This window comes from Pectinatus haikarae, from assembly GCF_050916305.1.
GTDB lineage: Bacteria > Bacillota > Negativicutes > Selenomonadales > Selenomonadaceae > Pectinatus > Pectinatus haikarae.
Genome location: NZ_CP116940.1, coordinates 673,350 through 691,212, shown reverse-complemented (window position 1 = coordinate 691,212; position 17,863 = coordinate 673,350). Strand labels below are relative to the sequence as shown.

General features: G+C 39.9%; 13 protein-coding genes. 4 read left to right on the top strand and 9 right to left on the bottom strand.

Going from position 1 to position 17,863, the window contains the following annotated elements; translation table 11 throughout:
* Window positions 1–151: 151 nt before the first annotated feature.
* Window positions 152–1,024, top strand: coding sequence for a LysR family transcriptional regulator (locus NXG61_RS03390; protein ID WP_307223432.1), 873 nt, complete (start codon window positions 152–154; stop codon window positions 1,022–1,024).
* Window positions 1,025–1,170: 146 nt separating this feature from the next.
* On the opposite strand, the gene fumC is transcribed toward NXG61_RS03390, so the two are convergent.
* The 3 genes from fumC to NXG61_RS03375 form a co-directional block, all read right to left on the bottom strand.
* Window positions 1,171–2,559, bottom strand: a complete 1,389-nt coding sequence (fumC, locus tag NXG61_RS03385) for a class II fumarate hydratase (protein WP_307223434.1) — start codon at window positions 2,557–2,559, stop codon at window positions 1,171–1,173.
* A gap of 257 nt (window positions 2,560–2,816) precedes the next feature.
* Entirely contained in the window at window positions 2,817–3,170 is a 354-nt protein-coding gene (locus NXG61_RS03380; protein WP_196604213.1) for a helix-turn-helix domain-containing protein, read from the bottom strand.
* 725 nt (window positions 3,171–3,895) lie between these two features.
* Complete coding sequence (locus tag NXG61_RS03375) at window positions 3,896–4,924, bottom strand: IS6 family transposase (protein ID WP_307225425.1); 1,029 nt, start codon at window positions 4,922–4,924, stop codon at window positions 3,896–3,898.
* A gap of 118 nt (window positions 4,925–5,042) precedes the next feature.
* On the opposite strand from NXG61_RS03375, the gene NXG61_RS03370 reads away from it, so the two are divergent.
* A complete protein-coding gene (locus NXG61_RS03370; protein WP_307224090.1) occupies window positions 5,043–7,916 on the top strand; it encodes a sensor domain-containing phosphodiesterase in 2,874 nt (957 codons plus the stop codon).
* 86 nt (window positions 7,917–8,002) lie between these two features.
* Here the strand turns inward: NXG61_RS03370 and NXG61_RS03365 are convergent, their stop codons facing one another.
* The 6 genes from NXG61_RS03365 to NXG61_RS03340 form a co-directional block, all read right to left on the bottom strand.
* Complete coding sequence (locus NXG61_RS03365; protein ID WP_196604215.1) at window positions 8,003–9,580, bottom strand: ClC family H(+)/Cl(-) exchange transporter; 1,578 nt, start codon at window positions 9,578–9,580, stop codon at window positions 8,003–8,005.
* A 277-nt stretch (window positions 9,581–9,857) separates the two neighbouring features.
* On the bottom strand, window positions 9,858–11,195 hold the full coding sequence (locus NXG61_RS03360; protein WP_196604216.1) for a gluconate:H+ symporter: 1,338 nt from the start codon (window positions 11,193–11,195) through the stop codon (window positions 9,858–9,860).
* Window positions 11,196–11,211: 16 nt separating this feature from the next.
* Entirely contained in the window at window positions 11,212–12,066 is an 855-nt protein-coding gene (locus tag NXG61_RS03355) for a class II fructose-bisphosphate aldolase (RefSeq protein WP_196604217.1), read from the bottom strand.
* A 19-nt stretch (window positions 12,067–12,085) separates the two neighbouring features.
* The gene (locus NXG61_RS03350; RefSeq protein ID WP_307224093.1) at window positions 12,086–13,510 is read right to left on the bottom strand and encodes a four-carbon acid sugar kinase family protein; all 1,425 of its coding nucleotides are present in this window, start codon (window positions 13,508–13,510) and stop codon (window positions 12,086–12,088) included.
* Window positions 13,511–13,543: 33 nt separating this feature from the next.
* Entirely contained in the window at window positions 13,544–14,437 is an 894-nt protein-coding gene (gene garR / locus NXG61_RS03345) for a 2-hydroxy-3-oxopropionate reductase (RefSeq protein ID WP_307224095.1), read from the bottom strand.
* A gap of 111 nt (window positions 14,438–14,548) precedes the next feature.
* Entirely contained in the window at window positions 14,549–15,202 is a 654-nt protein-coding gene (locus NXG61_RS03340; protein ID WP_196604220.1) for a GntR family transcriptional regulator, read from the bottom strand.
* 242 nt (window positions 15,203–15,444) lie between these two features.
* Here NXG61_RS03340 and NXG61_RS03335 point away from each other — a divergent pair, with 242 nt between their 5' ends.
* On the top strand, window positions 15,445–17,379 hold the full coding sequence (locus tag NXG61_RS03335; RefSeq protein WP_196604221.1) for a BglG family transcription antiterminator: 1,935 nt from the start codon (window positions 15,445–15,447) through the stop codon (window positions 17,377–17,379).
* A gap of 12 nt (window positions 17,380–17,391) precedes the next feature.
* Window positions 17,392–17,853 (top strand): transcriptional regulator GutM, encoded by a 462-nt coding sequence (locus NXG61_RS03330; RefSeq protein ID WP_196604222.1) that lies wholly within the window; start codon window positions 17,392–17,394, stop codon window positions 17,851–17,853.
* The last annotated feature ends 10 nt before the right edge of the window (window positions 17,854–17,863 follow it).

The following is a 17,863-nucleotide window of genomic DNA, read 5'->3' as shown; positions in this document are numbered from 1 at the left end:
GCTTTATAATTATTGGCGCTTTGAGCTTTCTGATGATTAATATTATGAACTCAATATTAGATAAAAGGAAATACAATAATAGAATAAATATATAGTTAAAAACTATATAAAAATGTATAATGTAAATGAAATGAGGGGAGGAATATATGCAGTGAATATAGTTCAAATGCAATATTTTTATGAAGTATGCCGATGGCAGAATATAACAAAAGCAGCGGAGCGGCTGCACGTGTCACAGCCGACCGTAAGCGTAGCAATGCAGTCTTTGGAAGCAGAAACCGGACTCAATCTTTTCAGGAGGAACGGTAAAAAAATTTTTATATCAAAAGATGGAAATTTTCTCCTGACAAGGATACGACCGATTCTGGAAGAAATGGAATATCTTAAACATGAGATCAATGATCTGGCGCATAAGAGGAATCATATACGCATTGCTCTTCCCCCGCAGATAGGCATACGCATGATGCCGCTGCTGCTGGGGTGTTTTAAAAAAGAACATCCGGAGATAATAGTAGAGATAATTGAGACAGGACCGGTAAATTCGCTGCATATGATCAAAGATGAAAGTTTGGACTTATCAATAATGAATTATACAGAAGAGTTTGCGGATGGTTTTTCTTACAAAAAACTGGGAAGGGCAGAATGCTGTTTTTGTACTTATCCAGGTTCAGGTTTGGACAACAGGTGCTTCATATCGGTAAAAGATATAGGAAGAGAACCGCTGGTTCTGCTCGACAGTACTTTTAATATCACCCATTTAGTAAATCAGATTTTTGCCAGACAGGGAATAAAACCCAATATACTGCACTATTCGCCGTATCTTCATACCGTCAGAAATCTTATAGAACAGAAAATTGCTTCATCCTTTCTTATGAAACATGCTGTTTTAACAGGAGAAGGAATAGTTTCTCTGTCTATGGAAACGCCTCTTTATCTCGACACGGGAATAGTGACGAAAAAGGGGCGGCAGATTTATGCAGATGAAAAAATTCTTATCAATTTTTTAAGAGAAAATTTTCTGTAATAACCACAGCGCTGTTTAATTCATAGTGAGGAATCCATTTTGTTAATATAGACTTCTATTAATATAACGCAAATAAGTCTTAATTAACAAAAATCCGCAGGGCTGGATGAAAGCCCTGCGGATCCGACGATATTCTGCGGAAGAATTTAAGCTTCCGGTTTTATGAGACGCTTAGGATTCATATAAAAATCAAAATCCTTTTCAGATACATAGCCGGAGCTGAGAGCGGCTTCCTTAAGTGTTATATTTTGTTTTGCCGCCTTTTTGCCGATTTCAGCGGCTTTGTCATAGCCTATTAGAGGAACGAGCCCTGTGACAAGTATAAGGGAGTTTTCCAGATGTTCTTTAATGCGAGGCAGATTCGGCTGTATGCCTGCTGCACATTTATGGTTAAAGGAATTTATGGCATCGGACAGCAGGCGTATGCTTTGCACCATATTGTAGGCTATCACCGGCATGAATACATTCAGCTGGAAATTGCCCTGACTGGCAGCTAAGCCTATTGTCGTGTCGTTGCCCATTACCTGGGCGGCAACCATAGTGAGCGCTTCTGCCTGAGTAGGATTAACCTTTGAAGGCATTATTGAGCTGCCGGGCTCGTTTGCCGGAATGGTTATTTCACTGATGCCGCAGCGCGGGCCGCTGGCGAGCCAGCGGGTGTCATTGGCTATTTTCATAAGATCAGTAGCCAGGGCTCTGAGCAGGCCATGCACACAGGCGAGTTCAGATTTACTGGACAATGCCTGAAATTTATTGGGAGCTGTTTCAAAACTTTCACCCGTAAGCTTACTTATTTCGGCAGCTACACGAACTGCAAATTCAGGATGCGTATTGATCCCTGTACCGACTGCCGTGCCGCCCATAGCCAAATAATGGACATATTTCAGTCCTTGTGCCAAGATATCACGGTCTCTTTTCATCATACCGGACCAGCCGCTTATTTCCTGCCCGAGGGTAAGCGGAGTAGCATCCATCAAATGTGTACGCCCTATTTTTATTATATCTTTGAATTCTTCAGTTTTTTTGTCGAGTGCCGTAATAAAAGCATCTATTGCAGGAAATAATTGTTCCTTCAGTAAAGTCGCAGTGACCACATGCAGTGATGTCGGAAAAATATCATTTGAGCTTTGAGAATGATTTACATGGTCGTTTGGATGGACTTTTATATCTTTACCATCCTCGTGCAGAATCTGGGCGGCACGGTGAGCGATAACCTCGTTCATATTCATATTGAATTGTGTGCCGCTTCCGGTCTGCCAGACAGCAAGCGGGAAGTTGCCGTCCAATTTTCCTTCATTTATTTCGTCGCAGGCTTTCATGATGGCGTCAGCACGAGCCTGATCAATTAATTTCAGATCAATGTTTACTTTTGCGGCAGCCTTCTTCAGCCGGGAAAAAACTCTGACCAGCTCTACAGGTATTTTTTCTGTACCAATTTTAAAATTTTCATAGCTCCTTTGTGTCTGTGCACCCCACAGTTTGTCACAGGGAACTTTTATTTCTCCGATAGAGTCTTTTTCGATGCGATATTGCATGAGAATCCCTCCTGTTAATTTTATTGGAAAACAGATTATCAAAAGTCAATAAAAAATGTTTTGAGAATTACTCTTAATTACTTTTATAGTACTTCTATGAAAAAAACAAAAATCCTTGGAAAACTTAAAGCTGAGATTTTAAAAAAATATATATTGCTTTGAAAAAGCAGAGGATTGATTAAATACAAAAATTTTGAAGGAAGAAAAATTTTTGACTGTATATCCTTCAGGCAGCTCAAAACAGTAAAATGAAATAATTATTTCTTTTTTCCGGCAATTTCTTGTTTTGTTTTTAAATAATCCAGATAATGCCCGATTTCTGTATTTATCTCGTCATCTGCAGAAATTATTTCGGTAATGAGGGTTTCCTTCAGCAATGAGAGATGATGAGTGTTTATTAAAAAATCATCATTGCCCATCAGATAATCTGTGCTGACATGATAAAATCGTGCGAGCAGGATTATGGTGTCTATGTCCGGTTCATTTCTTCCGGTTTCATAATGGTTATATTTCGTGTAGCCTATATGAAGTTTTCGAGCAGCTTCTTTTTGTGTTAAACCTTTACTCTCACGAATCTCTCTAAGCCTTGATGTAAATAGGCATTTTAGCATAAAATCCCTCCCTACATCAAAAAGTTTAATCTACGTATTATGGAAAAACAATTGAATCTAGTAAATGTATACTTTCGATTGACTAACCCTTATATATAGGCTATTATTTAAATGATAAATATACATTATGTAGACAATAACATGTTAAAAATATGTAAAAATCATTTTTCTGTATACTTTTCAGGAGAGACTATTATGAATCGATGACTGAAATGTATTTTTCTCAAAACAAATGATAGAAAATAACAAACAAGGAAGGTATTTCCTTTAGCACTATATAATAAAAATACGAAGGAGAAAAATTGTCGCGTTTTTATAAATACATATTTCTTATATTTCATTCAGAGTATATAAATATAGAGGACAGGTATATTTATATACTCTGAATGAAATTTTAAGTATTAAAGTAAAATTTGTTGATTCCGCATTTTACATTTTAGTAGTGCTTAATATTCAGTGTTTTGCAAGATATAATTTTTTCATATGTAAATTTGTGAATCTGTATTTATAAAACAGCGGTTTGATTAAATCGTGCCAAAAGATCAGGGCAGGGCTGCGGCATTTTGCAGCAAATTGTAATAGATGGCAGACATTTGAAGTATCAAAGCATTTTTTAAAATATATATGGCTGTTTGCATGTAGCATATTGCTATATTAAAATTAGGGCTTTGTTAAGTAAAAATGAAAAGATAGCTAATGTTTCTGTAGAAAAGCACTAAATTTTATCAACTTGCTAAAGAAAACAAGTTTTTCATATTGGGATTATAGTTAGCTCCGGCAACTTGAGCAGGAGTTAAATGATTAAGACCAGTATGAGGGCGCATGAAGTTGAAAAAGAAGACAAAAACAGAAATAGTAGCATTAGCAGAGTGAAAAGAATGAAAGCCACGTTTGGTTTTATACCAAGCCTTGAAACGGTTGTTAAAAGCTTCGATAAGATTGTTGCTAATATCGTCCTTAAAGCTCTCGACACGAATGTGTTTAGCATGAGGAAAGTAGCACTTAGTAGGAATCTTGTAGGCACTATAGCGATCGCTAACAATGGCATTGGGATTACCTAAAGGGGAAACATGCTGAAATAAAGCATGTGCCTGAGGAGAAGAACGATGTGGTGAAAGATGAAAACCAAGAACAAAGCGGGTTTCACTATCGATGATGAACCAGATGTAGTATTTCTTTCCAGCAATTTTAACCACTGTTTCGTCAGCATGCCATTCATCAGAATTGAAATTCATAGAAGGTATGAGCTTTAAAGAAATATTATCAAAAAGCGGAGCGAATTTTTTGCACCACTCAGCAACACTAACATGAGAAAGCTTGATGCTGTAGAGCTGATAAAGCATGAGAGAAATGTTACGAGTAGAGCTTTTGCCTATGAAAAAAAGAGTTAAAACAGTGATGATTAAATGAACTGGATGACGCATGCGTGATAAATTGGATTTACCAAAAAGTTTAGAAACAGAAGGTGGCAAAGTAGCAGTTGATTTTGGTTGAAAAAATGAATGATTACATTTTTTATCAGAGCAACGAAAGTTAGAATAATCACGATAATCGTGATGCAAGAAAGACGATTTTCCACACATAGGGCAAGGAGGATACTTTTTACCTCTGACACTGGGGAGAGCATCTGGTGCAAATTGATGTTTACAAGCAAGGCAGCGATATTTTTGATTACCGAATTTATCTTTGCCAAACTTATGGAAATGGTGATTATTGTTGCATTTAGGGCATACAATCGGTATAATTTTCTGCATGAGGCATCGTCCTTTCGATTGGTGTGTTTTCTAGCAGAAACATTGTACCATTGAAAGGTTCGGTGCCTCAATTTTCATTTAAGTTAACAAAACGAAAATTAGAAGGTGGAGGTATTTTATGGAATCAGATCAGCTGCTTGTTTTGACAGAAAAACTTATAAATGAATTTTATGGCTTTGGCAGAATAGAGGGTATATTGGCACTATTGGAGGAACCCGTTGTCGGTTTCAGCTGTCACTGCGCCAAATATATTATTGGCGAAAATGCCTTTTCCGAATTTTTAAAAAATGAATATGCCTATGTGAATCCTTGCAGAATAATTGATGAGCATTTTTACGAAGATAACGCCGATGAAGAAAGCATTACCATCAGAAGTGAGCTTATTTTGCATTTGAACGGCAGTCAGATTTTAAAATATTACTATATCCTATTTATCTACAATATAAGAAGATCGTGTCCTGCGATAAAGGGCATTCATATTGCAGAAGAGAATGACAGTGTCAACAGATATTTTAATAATATGCATAAAACGGCAGACAGCATGTATATGCCTGCCGGTGGGGAGGCGGCTGCCAATGACTGTGTCAGAAACGGGCATATTATCTATACTATTGGCGGCAGAAATGAGATACGCTACTATAATGATGATTTTGGCAGCATTTTAGGGTACAGCAGTTCTGATAAACTTAATTATATGGACGAATTGATTTATGCGGAAAATATTGAGGATATACGGCGTGAGCAGCGGCGGCAGCTGCAAAAGGATAATACATACCAGCTGAGATATCGATTAAAAAATAGAAATGGCAGACCGGTTTCCGTAATAGAATCAGGCTGCTGTATGACAATGGAGGAAAGCAGCTTTGTCCTTAACAGTGTAATTATAGACATTGGTCCGCTAAAGAAAATCAATGAGCACTTTTTATCTTCACTGTTGTATGATGAATTGACAGGCATTTATAATAAGGAAACCTTTTATAAAAAGACACGTATGGTTATAGCAGAAAACAGCGGTATATCGTTTGAAATGATGTGTGTGGATATAGAACGGTTTAAGGTCATAAATGAAATCTTTGGGGAGGAAATCGGAAATCAGCTGCTCAGGCAGATCGCCGAATGTCTCCGCAGTACTGCCGTAACACCTCTGGTTTATGGCCGGCTGTATGCGGATAAATTTGTTTTATGCTATCCGGCAGAGAATGACAACAGACAGCGTTTTATGGATATACTCAACAAAATGGCCGCAGCATTTAGACACAATTATAAAGTTATATTATGCTTTGGTGTTTATGCCGTGAGCAATAGAAGTATAAATGTAAGCGCAATGTGTGACAAGGCCAATCTCGCATTGAAAAAAGTAAAAGGCCGTTATTTTATGACTTGCGGTGAATATGATGAAACAATGCATCAGCGATTGATAGATGAACAAGGGTTTATCAATGATATGAATAAGGCATTGACAAATCGCGAGTTTTTGTTTTATTTACAGCCTAAATATGAATTGAGTACAAGTAGAATAATTGGCGCGGAGGCTCTTGTACGTTGGCTTCATCCGCAAAAGGGATTTATTGAACCAAACAGATTTATACCCATTTTTGAAGAAAATGGTTTTATTTTCAGCCTTGATAAATATATATGGGAAGAGGTCTGTAAACTGCTGCGCAGATGGCTGGATGAAGGCAGGCCGATCCATCCTATATCAGTAAATATATCAAGGGTTGATTTATATAGTGATGAATTGGTAGGCTTTTTGGATGAGCTTATCAAAAAATATAATATTCCGGCACGGCTCCTAGAACTTGAATTAACGGAAAGTGCCTATTTTAATAATCCTGAACAAATCGTTGATATTACTCAAAAATTGCAAAAAATGGGTTTTATTATTCTTATGGATGATTTTGGCAGCGGTTATTCTTCATTGAATATGCTTAAAGATGTAAATGTAAATGTTTTGAAAGTGGATTTGAAGTTTTTGCAGAATACCAGCCAAAATAACCGCAGTGGCAGAATACTGAATGCTGTGGTATATATGGCGAAATGTTTGGAACTGCCCATTATTATAGAAGGGGTGGAAACCCTGCAGCAATCAGAATTTCTGCAATCCATAGGCTGCAGCTGGGTGCAGGGATATTATTATTCCCGGCCTATTCCCGTTAAAGATTACGAAAAACTCATCGATCAAATGGAATATCTGCCGTCGGCGGCGGAGCTTTGTCCCTGTACGCTGCCTTTGCAGATAGAAGATTTCTTCGACCCGAATGCCAAATTTAATCTGCTTTTCAATAGTATAACATGCGGGATAGGGATTTATGAATTTACGAAGGGCAATCTACGGCTTTTGCGGGCAAATGACAGTTATTTCTATATATTCAAGCATAGTATTAAGAGTTTTTATGCGCTCCAGGACAATGTTCTCGATTATGTGTATGAGGATGATCGTATGGAATTGCTGGAGAGTATCGGCAAAACCTGTGCAGAAAACGATGTGACACATTGTCATATAAGAAGATATACTTCAGATGGAAGTCTGCTGCATCTGCTGACACATATCAGCTGTATTGTTAAAGAAAATGATTATCATATCATTTATATGGCGCTGGAAGAGGTTTCACATCAAGGCAGCATTTATGCAGAGATACAGAAAATATTTGACAATATACCTGCGGCATTTGGTATATTTGAGCTTTGCGATGATGAACTGTGGGCCAGGCAGGTAAGCAGAAATTTCAACAAGCTGACAGGATACAGGAAAAAGGCTTTTATGGCGCTTACCGGTGGAAATATGAAAAATCTTTTGGATGAACAAAATCTGGACATGCTGAAAAAGGCTATTTTGCATGCATATGAGGAAAAACGGACGGTGATATTGACAGAAGCCTTTACAACGCGCACTGATAAAAGTATATTTATTACGGTTTCAATTAATGCGGTAAAATCAAATAGAGAAACATTGCTGTGCTATATGTACGTGCATGACGGACGATCTGAATAATAAAAAAAGTTCTTATCTTTAGTTGAATATGCGCTAAAATAAGAACTTTTTGTGGTTTATAAACCTGCATATAATTATGAATAAGTTTACATAATATTTTTTTCGGACAAGATATCCTGTAATTTTTCAATTTGATTCTCGTGTATCAGAACATAGATATAATCACCGGATTGCAGTCGTGTCTGTCCATCTGGTATGATCTCATCCTCTCCCCGCTTTATATTGACGATAAGACTGTGCACAGGCCACTCGATTGATTTGACAAACTTACCATCAGCGGTGCTGCCATTGCCCACAATTCTTTCTAAAAGGAGCCTCTTGTAGTGAAGTTTTTCTTTTATTTTCGGATGGTTGCGTAGCGAGTGAGTCAGGAGAGAATCATATATCGGCTTGCCCTTCAGCAGATCGGTTATTACGTAAGCCGTCATGGAAACACAGATTAATGCCAGCATGTGCTGAAAAGACCCTGTCATCTCCATTATCAATATACTGCCGGTCACGGGCGCTTTAACCACAGCGGCAAAATAGGCGGCCATGCCAAAGACTATAAAATTAGTATTGTAAAAGGCAGCATCGGTACTCAATAATACCGCCAGATGACTGAAAATACTGCCGCCCAGTGCACCGAGAACAAGCATAGGCAGGAAGATACCACCTGGCACACCGGAACCGAAAGACATAGCAGTAAATAAAAGTTTCCCGACATAGAGGATACATAAAAATGCCAGTCCGTAATTTCCTTTCACCAGAACATCGACCAAATTATTGCCACCGCCTAAAATTTGAGGCAGTATAAAGCCGAGAACGACAGCTGTAAATAACGGTAAAGCAGGTTTCCACATTTTTTTTAACGGGGTTTGTCTTTCAAACCAATTCATAGATTTGAAGAGCGAGGCATTAAAGACTATACCTAAAATAGCGATAAATACTCCCAGTAAGAATAACAGGCCGTACATTATTAACGGCAGGACGGGCAGGATGCCTGTATGAAATACCGGTGTTTCACCGAAAAATATGGCTGTTACTGCCGCGGCGGTCACCGATGCTGCGGCTGTTCCCATCAGCACCAGAGGAGAAAAATTTTTATATAGTTCTTCAAAACCAAAGATGATGCCAGCCAGCGGTGCATTGAATGCCGCAGCTAAACCGGCGCATGCTCCACTTGTCAGCAGAAGACGTTCTTCCATACGTGAACGCTTTCTGCCGCGGCTTATGCCCTGAGCAAGCGCAGCTCCCAGCTGTACGCTCGGGCCTTCTCTCCCCAATGACAAACCGGCGCCTATGGCGATAACTCCGCCGACGAATTTGCAGAGCAGTACGCTCAGCCAATTCATATGTATTTTGCCAAGCAGTATACCTTTGATTTGGGGGATGCCGCTGCCGGCAGAAAGAGGTTCTTTTTTTACGAGCCAATAAAGTGAAAAGGCAAAAAATAGAATAAAACCGCAATAAACGGCGAATAAAGGCCAATCAGCCCAGGAAAAGTGTTTATACAGCCATGGCCGCAGCAGTTCCGAAGCTTCCAGAAGACCGCGGTAGGCAGAGATGACTAGGCCGGCGATTATGCCGATGATTATGCCCTCAATGCAAAGCTGCAGACGAAAGTAGCGGCTGCGACCGCTGCCAAATATACTGACGGCGGTTATTATTTTTGTTTGTTCCATAAATGATTCCCCGGAAGGAACCTTCCCTCCTTTTAAATAGATGATTATTCCCCAGCAGTATTTTTGCTTGCGGTAACAGGTGAAGAACGGAAAACAGCACATCATATACTGCAATTTATTTATATATTTTAACATAATATGATCAGAGTAGACATTCTGCTGATGGTTTTTCTGAAAATTACTGTAATTGCAAGTAAAAAAGCCGGGATTAAAAATAATCCTGGCTTGAAATAATGCAATATGAAAAACAGAATGTCGGATAATACATAAAAATCAGTTAAAAAACAATCTTAGAAATTATCAGTGTGGATATTATTGCCGTTACCGAAGCTATGCATGTAGCAAGCGTGTATGATTTCAGCGCACCCTCCACGGTAAGGCCAAAGTATTCCTTCACTATCCAGAATCCCGAATCCGTGACATGGGAGAAGCAGATGGCGCCGGAACCGACGGCAAGGGCAACTACAGCGGGGTCAAGCGATGGATATTGAGCGAGCATGGGAGATACTATGCCGGCGGCAGTCATCATGGCAACTGTGGCGGAGCCCACCGAAAAACGCATTACAGCAGCTACTACCCACGCCAGAATAAGGGGACTCATATCAAGCGAGGTCAGTATATCACCCAGTTTGGTACCAAGGCCGCTGTCAATGAGCACTCTGTTGAATGCTCCGCCGGCACCGATGACGAGCAATATTCCGGCAACGGGAGCAAAAGACTGATCGGTAAATTTGAGCAGGTCCTGCATAGAAAATCCTCTGTTAATGCCGAGCGACCAATAAGCAAAAAATGCCGATATCAAAAGAGCGACTATAGGATTGCCGATAAAATTGATGAGCTCAATATATTGGAAATCTTTGGATGCAGTCAGGTCAAATAAAGTTTTGGACACCATGATCAGCATAGGCAGAAGAACGGTGAAAAGCGTAATACCAAAATTGGGAAGCGCGGAGTCGGGAGTTTGCTTCAGCTCCTTTGACAGAGCGGGCAGTTCCGCTTTTATATTTTTTTTGATGAAACTTGTCCAAATGGGGCCGGCCACCGCAGCGGCAATTATGCAGACAATAAGACCAAGCAGGATCACTTTACCTATGTCTGCGTGCAATGTAGCGGCTATAGCCATTGCGGCAGGATGCGGGGGCAGCATGCAATGGACTATTTGCAGTGATACACCTATCGGTACGCCGATGGCAACTATGGAAAGGCCTGTAGCTCTGGCAACACTTATGACAAGAGGAATCAAAAGGACAAAGCCTACCTGGAAAAAAACAGGTATGCCTGTAATAAGCCCTACTACCATCATTGCCCAATTTGCCCGCCGTTTACCAAAGGCATAGATCAGTGTACGGGCAAGTCTTTCCGCACCGCCTGAGGCCTCGAGCATCTTTCCCAGAATACTGCCCAGACCGAGTACTGTGGCTAAAAAGCCGAGTGTACTTCCCATACCCGCTTCGATTGATGCACAGATCTTGGATAGAGGCATGCCGGTTATAAACCCGACATAAAGACAGGCAACGACAAGACTGACAAATGCGTGCAGACGGGCTTTCATGATCAAAAACACCACCAGCAAAATCGCGGTAAATAAAGTGCCGACTAAAAATGCAGTTTCCATTCATTTTCTCCTGAAATTATATTTTGCCTAATGTAAAGCAGTCCAAATATTCTTTTACTGTTGCAGCCATATTTTCTTCAGAGAATTTGGTCATTGCTTCAAACCGTGTATTTTTATCGGTATGTTCCGCTAAAAATTTTCTGGCTGCCCTTATACCTGTAATAGATATTTCTGTATTAATATTTATTTTCCGAATTCCCAGATTAATTGCTTCGCGTAATGCATCGTATGGAATTCCAGAGCTGCCGTGCAGTACCAGAGGCAGCCGTATGGCTTGGTGAATTTCCTGCAGGCGTGTAAAATCAAGTACCGGAATTCCTTTATAAATGCCGTGCGCATTACCGATAGCTATAGCTAATGCATCCGCACAGGATTCGGCGGCATAAGTTTTTGCCGCCGCTACAGAAGTGTAACCGTGCCGCAAAGCTTTTTCATCGAAAGAGGAGCCATCCTCTTCATTCATATAACCAAGCTCCCCTTCCACGCTTGAACCTACGGCATGCGCCAGGGTGCATATGAGCTTCGTCTGTTCTATATTTTTTTGAAGAGGCATGGAAGAACCGTCGTACATTACAGATGTGAACCCGCAGTTGAGAGCTCTTTCTATGGTTTTTATATTTCTGCTGTGATCAAGATGAAGAACAAATGAGCGGTTTGTTTTTTGCGTATAAAATTGAACCATGGCTGCCATAGCTTCCAATGGCATATGCTTATCGTAAGCTTCGCCAAATGAAAGAATGACGGGCACTTTTGTCTTACTGGAACCCTGCAGCACAGCCTGCAGGGATTCCACATTATAAATATTGAAGGAACCTATTGCTATCCCTTTTTCTTCGGCAAAACGAAGTGCCTGCTGCAGATTGATCAGCATATTTTTCACCTGAATCCTTTCAATGAATGCTGAGCATTCTGACTATGTTATACAACGTGTCTGCAGCTCCCACATTGCCGGGGAAAATGATATAAGACATATCAGGAAATTTGCTTTCACTGCCTGTTTTCCAGACCGGAATGCCGGGTGCTACCTGACCGAGAACCAAAGCATGTTTGACGGAAAGCCCTTTTGTACCAACATCGCTTGAAGTGATCCCGCCTTTGGCGATAAGAAAACTTGGCTGGATGGACAAGCGGCTGACTATGTTTGTGATAGCTTCCGAAATCTTGACAGAAAAACGCAGTGATTCTTCTTCCGAGCCGGCATCAAGACGTGTCCTTCCGGTAAACACAGCTACTGTCTGACCTTTCCTGATAGAAATTTCAGCGGTTTTTATTATTCTGATAAGCTCCTCTTCCAATTGGGGGGGATCGAGAACTAAAAGGTGATTAAACTCTATGAATTTTATATCTTCATCCTTTTTCAATGCATTAAGCTGTTCTGTGGTTTTCTGTACATGAGAACCAATGATAATAAGACCGCCGTTTTTATTTCCTGAGGTGACCAGTTCTTTTTTACTCAAGAGAGGCTTATCTGATATATTGCCGATCACTTTTGTAAATGCGGCTGCCGTGCGGAACATGAAATTTTTGCCTGCCTTCATAGCGTTTAAAAGCGCAGCAGTAAATACCCTGACATCAACATAATCAATGGCATTAACGATGACCTTATTAAAATCGTTCACTTGCATAAGCTGATGACAGATCGAATCGATGCTGAGTTTCCGCAGATCGTCAAGAGAAATACACACTGTATCTTTTGCCTTATATTCACCATGAGTTTTTTCTTCCACATACATACGCATATCAGAGGCTTTATAACCGAAGGTCTTGTCTTTGGCAAATTCTGTCTCACCGGCGGGCACAAGTGCAGCGCCTTCCTGCACATAATGAATATTGCCTATCGTATAACGCCCGCCTTCTTTAAAGAAAGGCATTAAGATTTCACCGTCAATTTTTGCGGGGGTGCCGTTTTCAAGGGTATCACGCAGTACCTTCGTTTCCAGCGGATAATGTCCTCGGAGCGTCGAATCGCTGCGGCTTATAATCATAAAGTCCCTGCCCGTTTTTTTGCTTTCCTTTATGATACGCTGTGCTATTTCTTCGTGGATATTTTTAGTATGTTCGGCAGAAAATGCACGTGAATTGGTCAAAATAAAGAACATAGAACGGCTTTCCGCAAATCCTGCGGCAATGCTTGTGGCAGACCAATCTGTATATACAGAAACATCATGGATGGTCTGCACGCCGGTAGGGTCATCATCAAGTACTATAATTTTTTTATTAAAATTTGCGAAGGATTCAGCAAGCAGCTCATCAACTCTATTTTCATCAACTGATGGAATCTGCTTAAAAATATCATTTTTCAGTATTTTCACCATAATAAATGCTTCCTGCTTTCTAAAACGATTATTTTACTCTTCCGTCTTTACTGTGACTCCGGATATTTTTTCATAGAATTGAACAATGCCGCTGTGATCATCCATAATATGACCGTCGGCTTTAAGACTGAGCATGATCTGCTGTAATGCGCTCGTGAGAATCAACGGTACATCAAGGCTCTTAGCTGTATCCATAACATTTGTAATATCCTTGAGGTTAATAGCGAGAGTTCCGCCCGGTTTAAAATTACGACTATACATCATCGGTGCCTTTGCATCCAGGACGGTGCTGCCGGCAAGACCGCCGCGGACTGCTTCAAATACTTTTTTAGGATCTGCTCCTGCTTTCTGTGCAAGGACAAGCGCTTCCGAAACGGCTGCAATGTTGAGATTCACCATGATCTGATTGGCAAGCTTTGCCACCGAACCGCTGCCGTTCGGACCGACAATAGTTATTGATTTGCCCATCGCTTCAAAGACATCTTTTATTTTTTCAACATTTTTTTCTTCACCGCCTATCATGAAGGCCAATGTTCCGTCAACAGCACCCGGTTCTCCGCCGCTTACCGGCGAGTCGAGGAAAGGGCAGCTTTTTTCGGCTGCAAGTCTGGCAAATTCCTGTGAAGCCACAGGTGAAACAGAACTCATATCGACTATTACCGTACCTTCGGATGCACCGGCAAGAATACCGTTTTCGCCTTCTAAAATATTTTTGACGATGGCTGCATTTGGCACCATTGTGATGACGGCATCTTTATTTACGGCAGCTTCTTTCGGTGAATCCGCTTTTTTAGCGCCCTGCTTCACAAGCTCTGTCACCGCGATCGTATTGATGTCGTAAACAGTTGTTTCGATGCCTGCCTTGAGTAAATTTTTTACCATGGGTTTTCCCATAATTCCCAGACCGATAAAACCTATTTTTGACATATTGAATCCCCCTTGAAATATTTTATAATATATTACATGTAGCACGTTGCATGCTAGTTAATATAAAATCAATAACATATTAAATTTATATAATATATTATTGATTTTACATCAAAACATTTTTTTCAGAATATTCCCTGTTATCAGCATATGCTCAATAAAAATATTTTCGGCTTTTTCGGCATTGCCGCTGCAAATTCCCTCAAAAATTTTTTTATGTTCGGACAGAGCATCTCTGTGGCGGTTTTTGAAGGTCAATGAATTGACTGTGACCTGTTCCAATCTCGTTCTCATCTGATCCACTGTTTTTATAAAATACATATTTTTTGTAAAGTGCACAATGATCCCATGGAATTCTATATCAGCCTTCATGTACTTATAATGGCCAGTGGATTCTTCTAAAAGGCTTTCTGTTTCGTTCAGACAGGCCAGCAATTGTTTAAGTGATTTTTGGCCTTCTGCTGAAGTGATACGTTCCGTGAGATATTTGACACTGTAGCCTTCTATAGCTGTTCTTGCCTGCAGGATCTGATTTATGTCGTCAATGGAAATAGGTTTTACACTGATGCCGCGGTTGTTGTAAATTTCGACAAGGCCCTCATGTTTGAGCTGGAGAACGGCCTCTCTTACCGGTGTGCGGGAAACTTCCAACTGATCAGCGAACATCTGCTCGGAATAAATTTCTCCGGGGTTGATCTCGCCCTTGACAATAGCCTGTTTTAAATATTGATAGACCTGATCTTTGTATGATACTTTTTTTATCATTTAAAATTCCTTTCTCTTCAGTATGTAGCATACTATTTATCTATTAAAAAGTCAATTGAAATTGACAGTGTTAAACGTTGCGGATATAGTATAAAATATTCTCAGTGACCGCCATATTGCATTTTTCCAAAATCAGGAAAAAATGTAGATTAAGTCATTTCTGAAAATTAGAAAAAGACGATATTAACAAGAGCTCTCTGAAATAATATACTGTAATTGTCGGAGGGGAAAGGAGCTTTAAGATGAAATGGTTTGATACTGAAAACCGCTCAATTAAAATAATCAAGCTGCTGGAATATAAATCCGAATTTGCCATCGTCGATTTGAGCAGACGCCTTGGTGTCAGCACAAAGACAGTTCAAAATGATATCAGGGATATCAATGCAGAACTAAAAGGCAGTGCATTGATTGACTTGAATCGGTCGGTTGCTAAGTTGTATATAACAGACTTCCCCCAATATCAAAAGCAGCGGAGCAGAATTGAACGAAGAAATTCAAATTTTGATTCACCGCAGATGCGAATGGCATTTATTGTCGATATGCTCATGAATACGGATTCGCCTTATCTCATTGATGAACTTGCTTATGCAATGAATATAAGCCGGTCTACGCTGATCAAAGATATGAACACACTTAAGGGGATTCTTCAAAATTATAATCTTACTATTCAGGGGCAGTCCAATATAGGTATCAGTTTGCTTGGTGAGGAGCTGAACCTGCGGTTTTTTGTGCTGGATAATAATTATAATATTATTTGCACTGAACCGGAGCTGCCGATTGATATTATGGATATGATAAAAAAAGAGCTCAGTTCTCTTAAGCTTGACAAGATTGTCATTGAGCATTTTTTCCGTTATCTGACCTTGAGTGTTAACCGCAGCAGACAAGGTCATGCACTTATTTCTCTGGACGTAAAATATCAGGAGCTGGCTAATCATTATTACTATAAATTTTTGCAGAACAGTTTTGACAAGCTGGAATCAATGCTGGGGATTGTTCTTTCTGTAAATGAAAGATTGTTTTTGACTATACCGCTCATAAGCATGCGCACTCCCTATGATATTTCTTCACTTGAATCAAATATAACGGTTTCTGATGATGTGCTGAAGATAACAGAAGAAATCATAGCCGCGATCAAGGAGAAAATGGATATAACATTGGATGAAAAAAATAGTGATGTTTTGGATGAATTCGTCTATCACAATTATTTTCTGACAAACAGACTGCGGTATGGATTGACGATGCATAATCAAGGCAATGATGATATCAAGCAAAAATATACGGTAGCATATCATATGGCATTGATTGCAAAAAAAGTCATAGAAAAAAGGATGCACTTGCGTATCCCGGAAGATGAAGTAGGTTTTTTGACAGCGTATTTTCAGATATTCCTGACCGAACAGGAGAGCAGTTCTAACGCATATAAAGTGGCATTGATATGCGGAACCGGCAGAGCAAGGGCAAAGCTCATAATGTCACAGCTCCAGAAAATTTTTGAACGCGGTACGGTTATTGATATTTTTATATACAATGAACAGCTGAGTGAAAGTGATCTGGAAGGATATGATCTGCTGATATCCACAGTAAAAACGGATATGAACAGACAGATTCCGGTGATTTTTATCAATGAAGTCGTTGATGAGGATTATCTGAAAAATAGTATAGATCGAATAAGGTATGCCCATCAGCTGCAAATCCCCTTGCTGCATGGCGTCCGGTCTATCGTGTTTAATCTCCTTACTGAAAAAAGAGTAATGGTATTGGGCAGCGATCTCAACTATAGCGAGTGTGTGCATACAATGATTGCCGGTTTAATGGATGAAGGGCAGCTGGAAAAAGAGTTTTGGGGCAGGATACAGCAGCGTGAGGCGAAATCCTCGATGGTTTTGGATCATTGTGTGGCTTTTCCCCATGCCAGATATGACAGTGGGGGTGATATAGTAATTTCTCTCGGAATTATTCCTGACGGGCTGAATGATGAACTGTATCCGGAGCTGAAAGTAATCTTTCTGGTAGCCGTTCCTGCAGATCCTAATGATGATGCTATTTTGGTAAAGATATATGATGAAATAATAAGTATGGCATCAAGTCAGAAGGTTGTTGAAGATATGTCAAAACTTACAAATTATAATGATATATTGATGTATTTTATTAAGGATTGTGATTTATTTAATTGAGGAGGGGTTTTCATGAATACTATGGCTATTATAATTTTTGGTTTTTTTGCTTTTGTGCTCCAGTATATACTGACCTTTCTGCAAATGAATAAGTTTACCAAACATTACCGTGAATTCAGGCGGGAAGGCAGGGTCGCTATAGGGAGGTACAGCGGTGTTGTAAGAGCCGGTGTGATAGTGCTCTTTCTGATTGACGGAAAAGGTGTGATAAAAAAAGGTAAATATGTTCAGGGTGTGACAGTGTTCGCCGGTTACAAAGATATCAATAAATCATTTACAGGTAAATATGTGGGCGGTCTGACACAGGAAGACTGTAAGGCAGCGCATTATTCCAAGTCGCTGACACAGGCTGTTATGGATGCCCGCAATAATTACAATATAATTACTTCCGGCGGAACTTTGCCGGAAAGAAAAAGTCCTTTCGGACGACTTCTGGATATGTTTAAATTCAGATCCGTAAAAAAAGACAACTAATTAGGAGGAA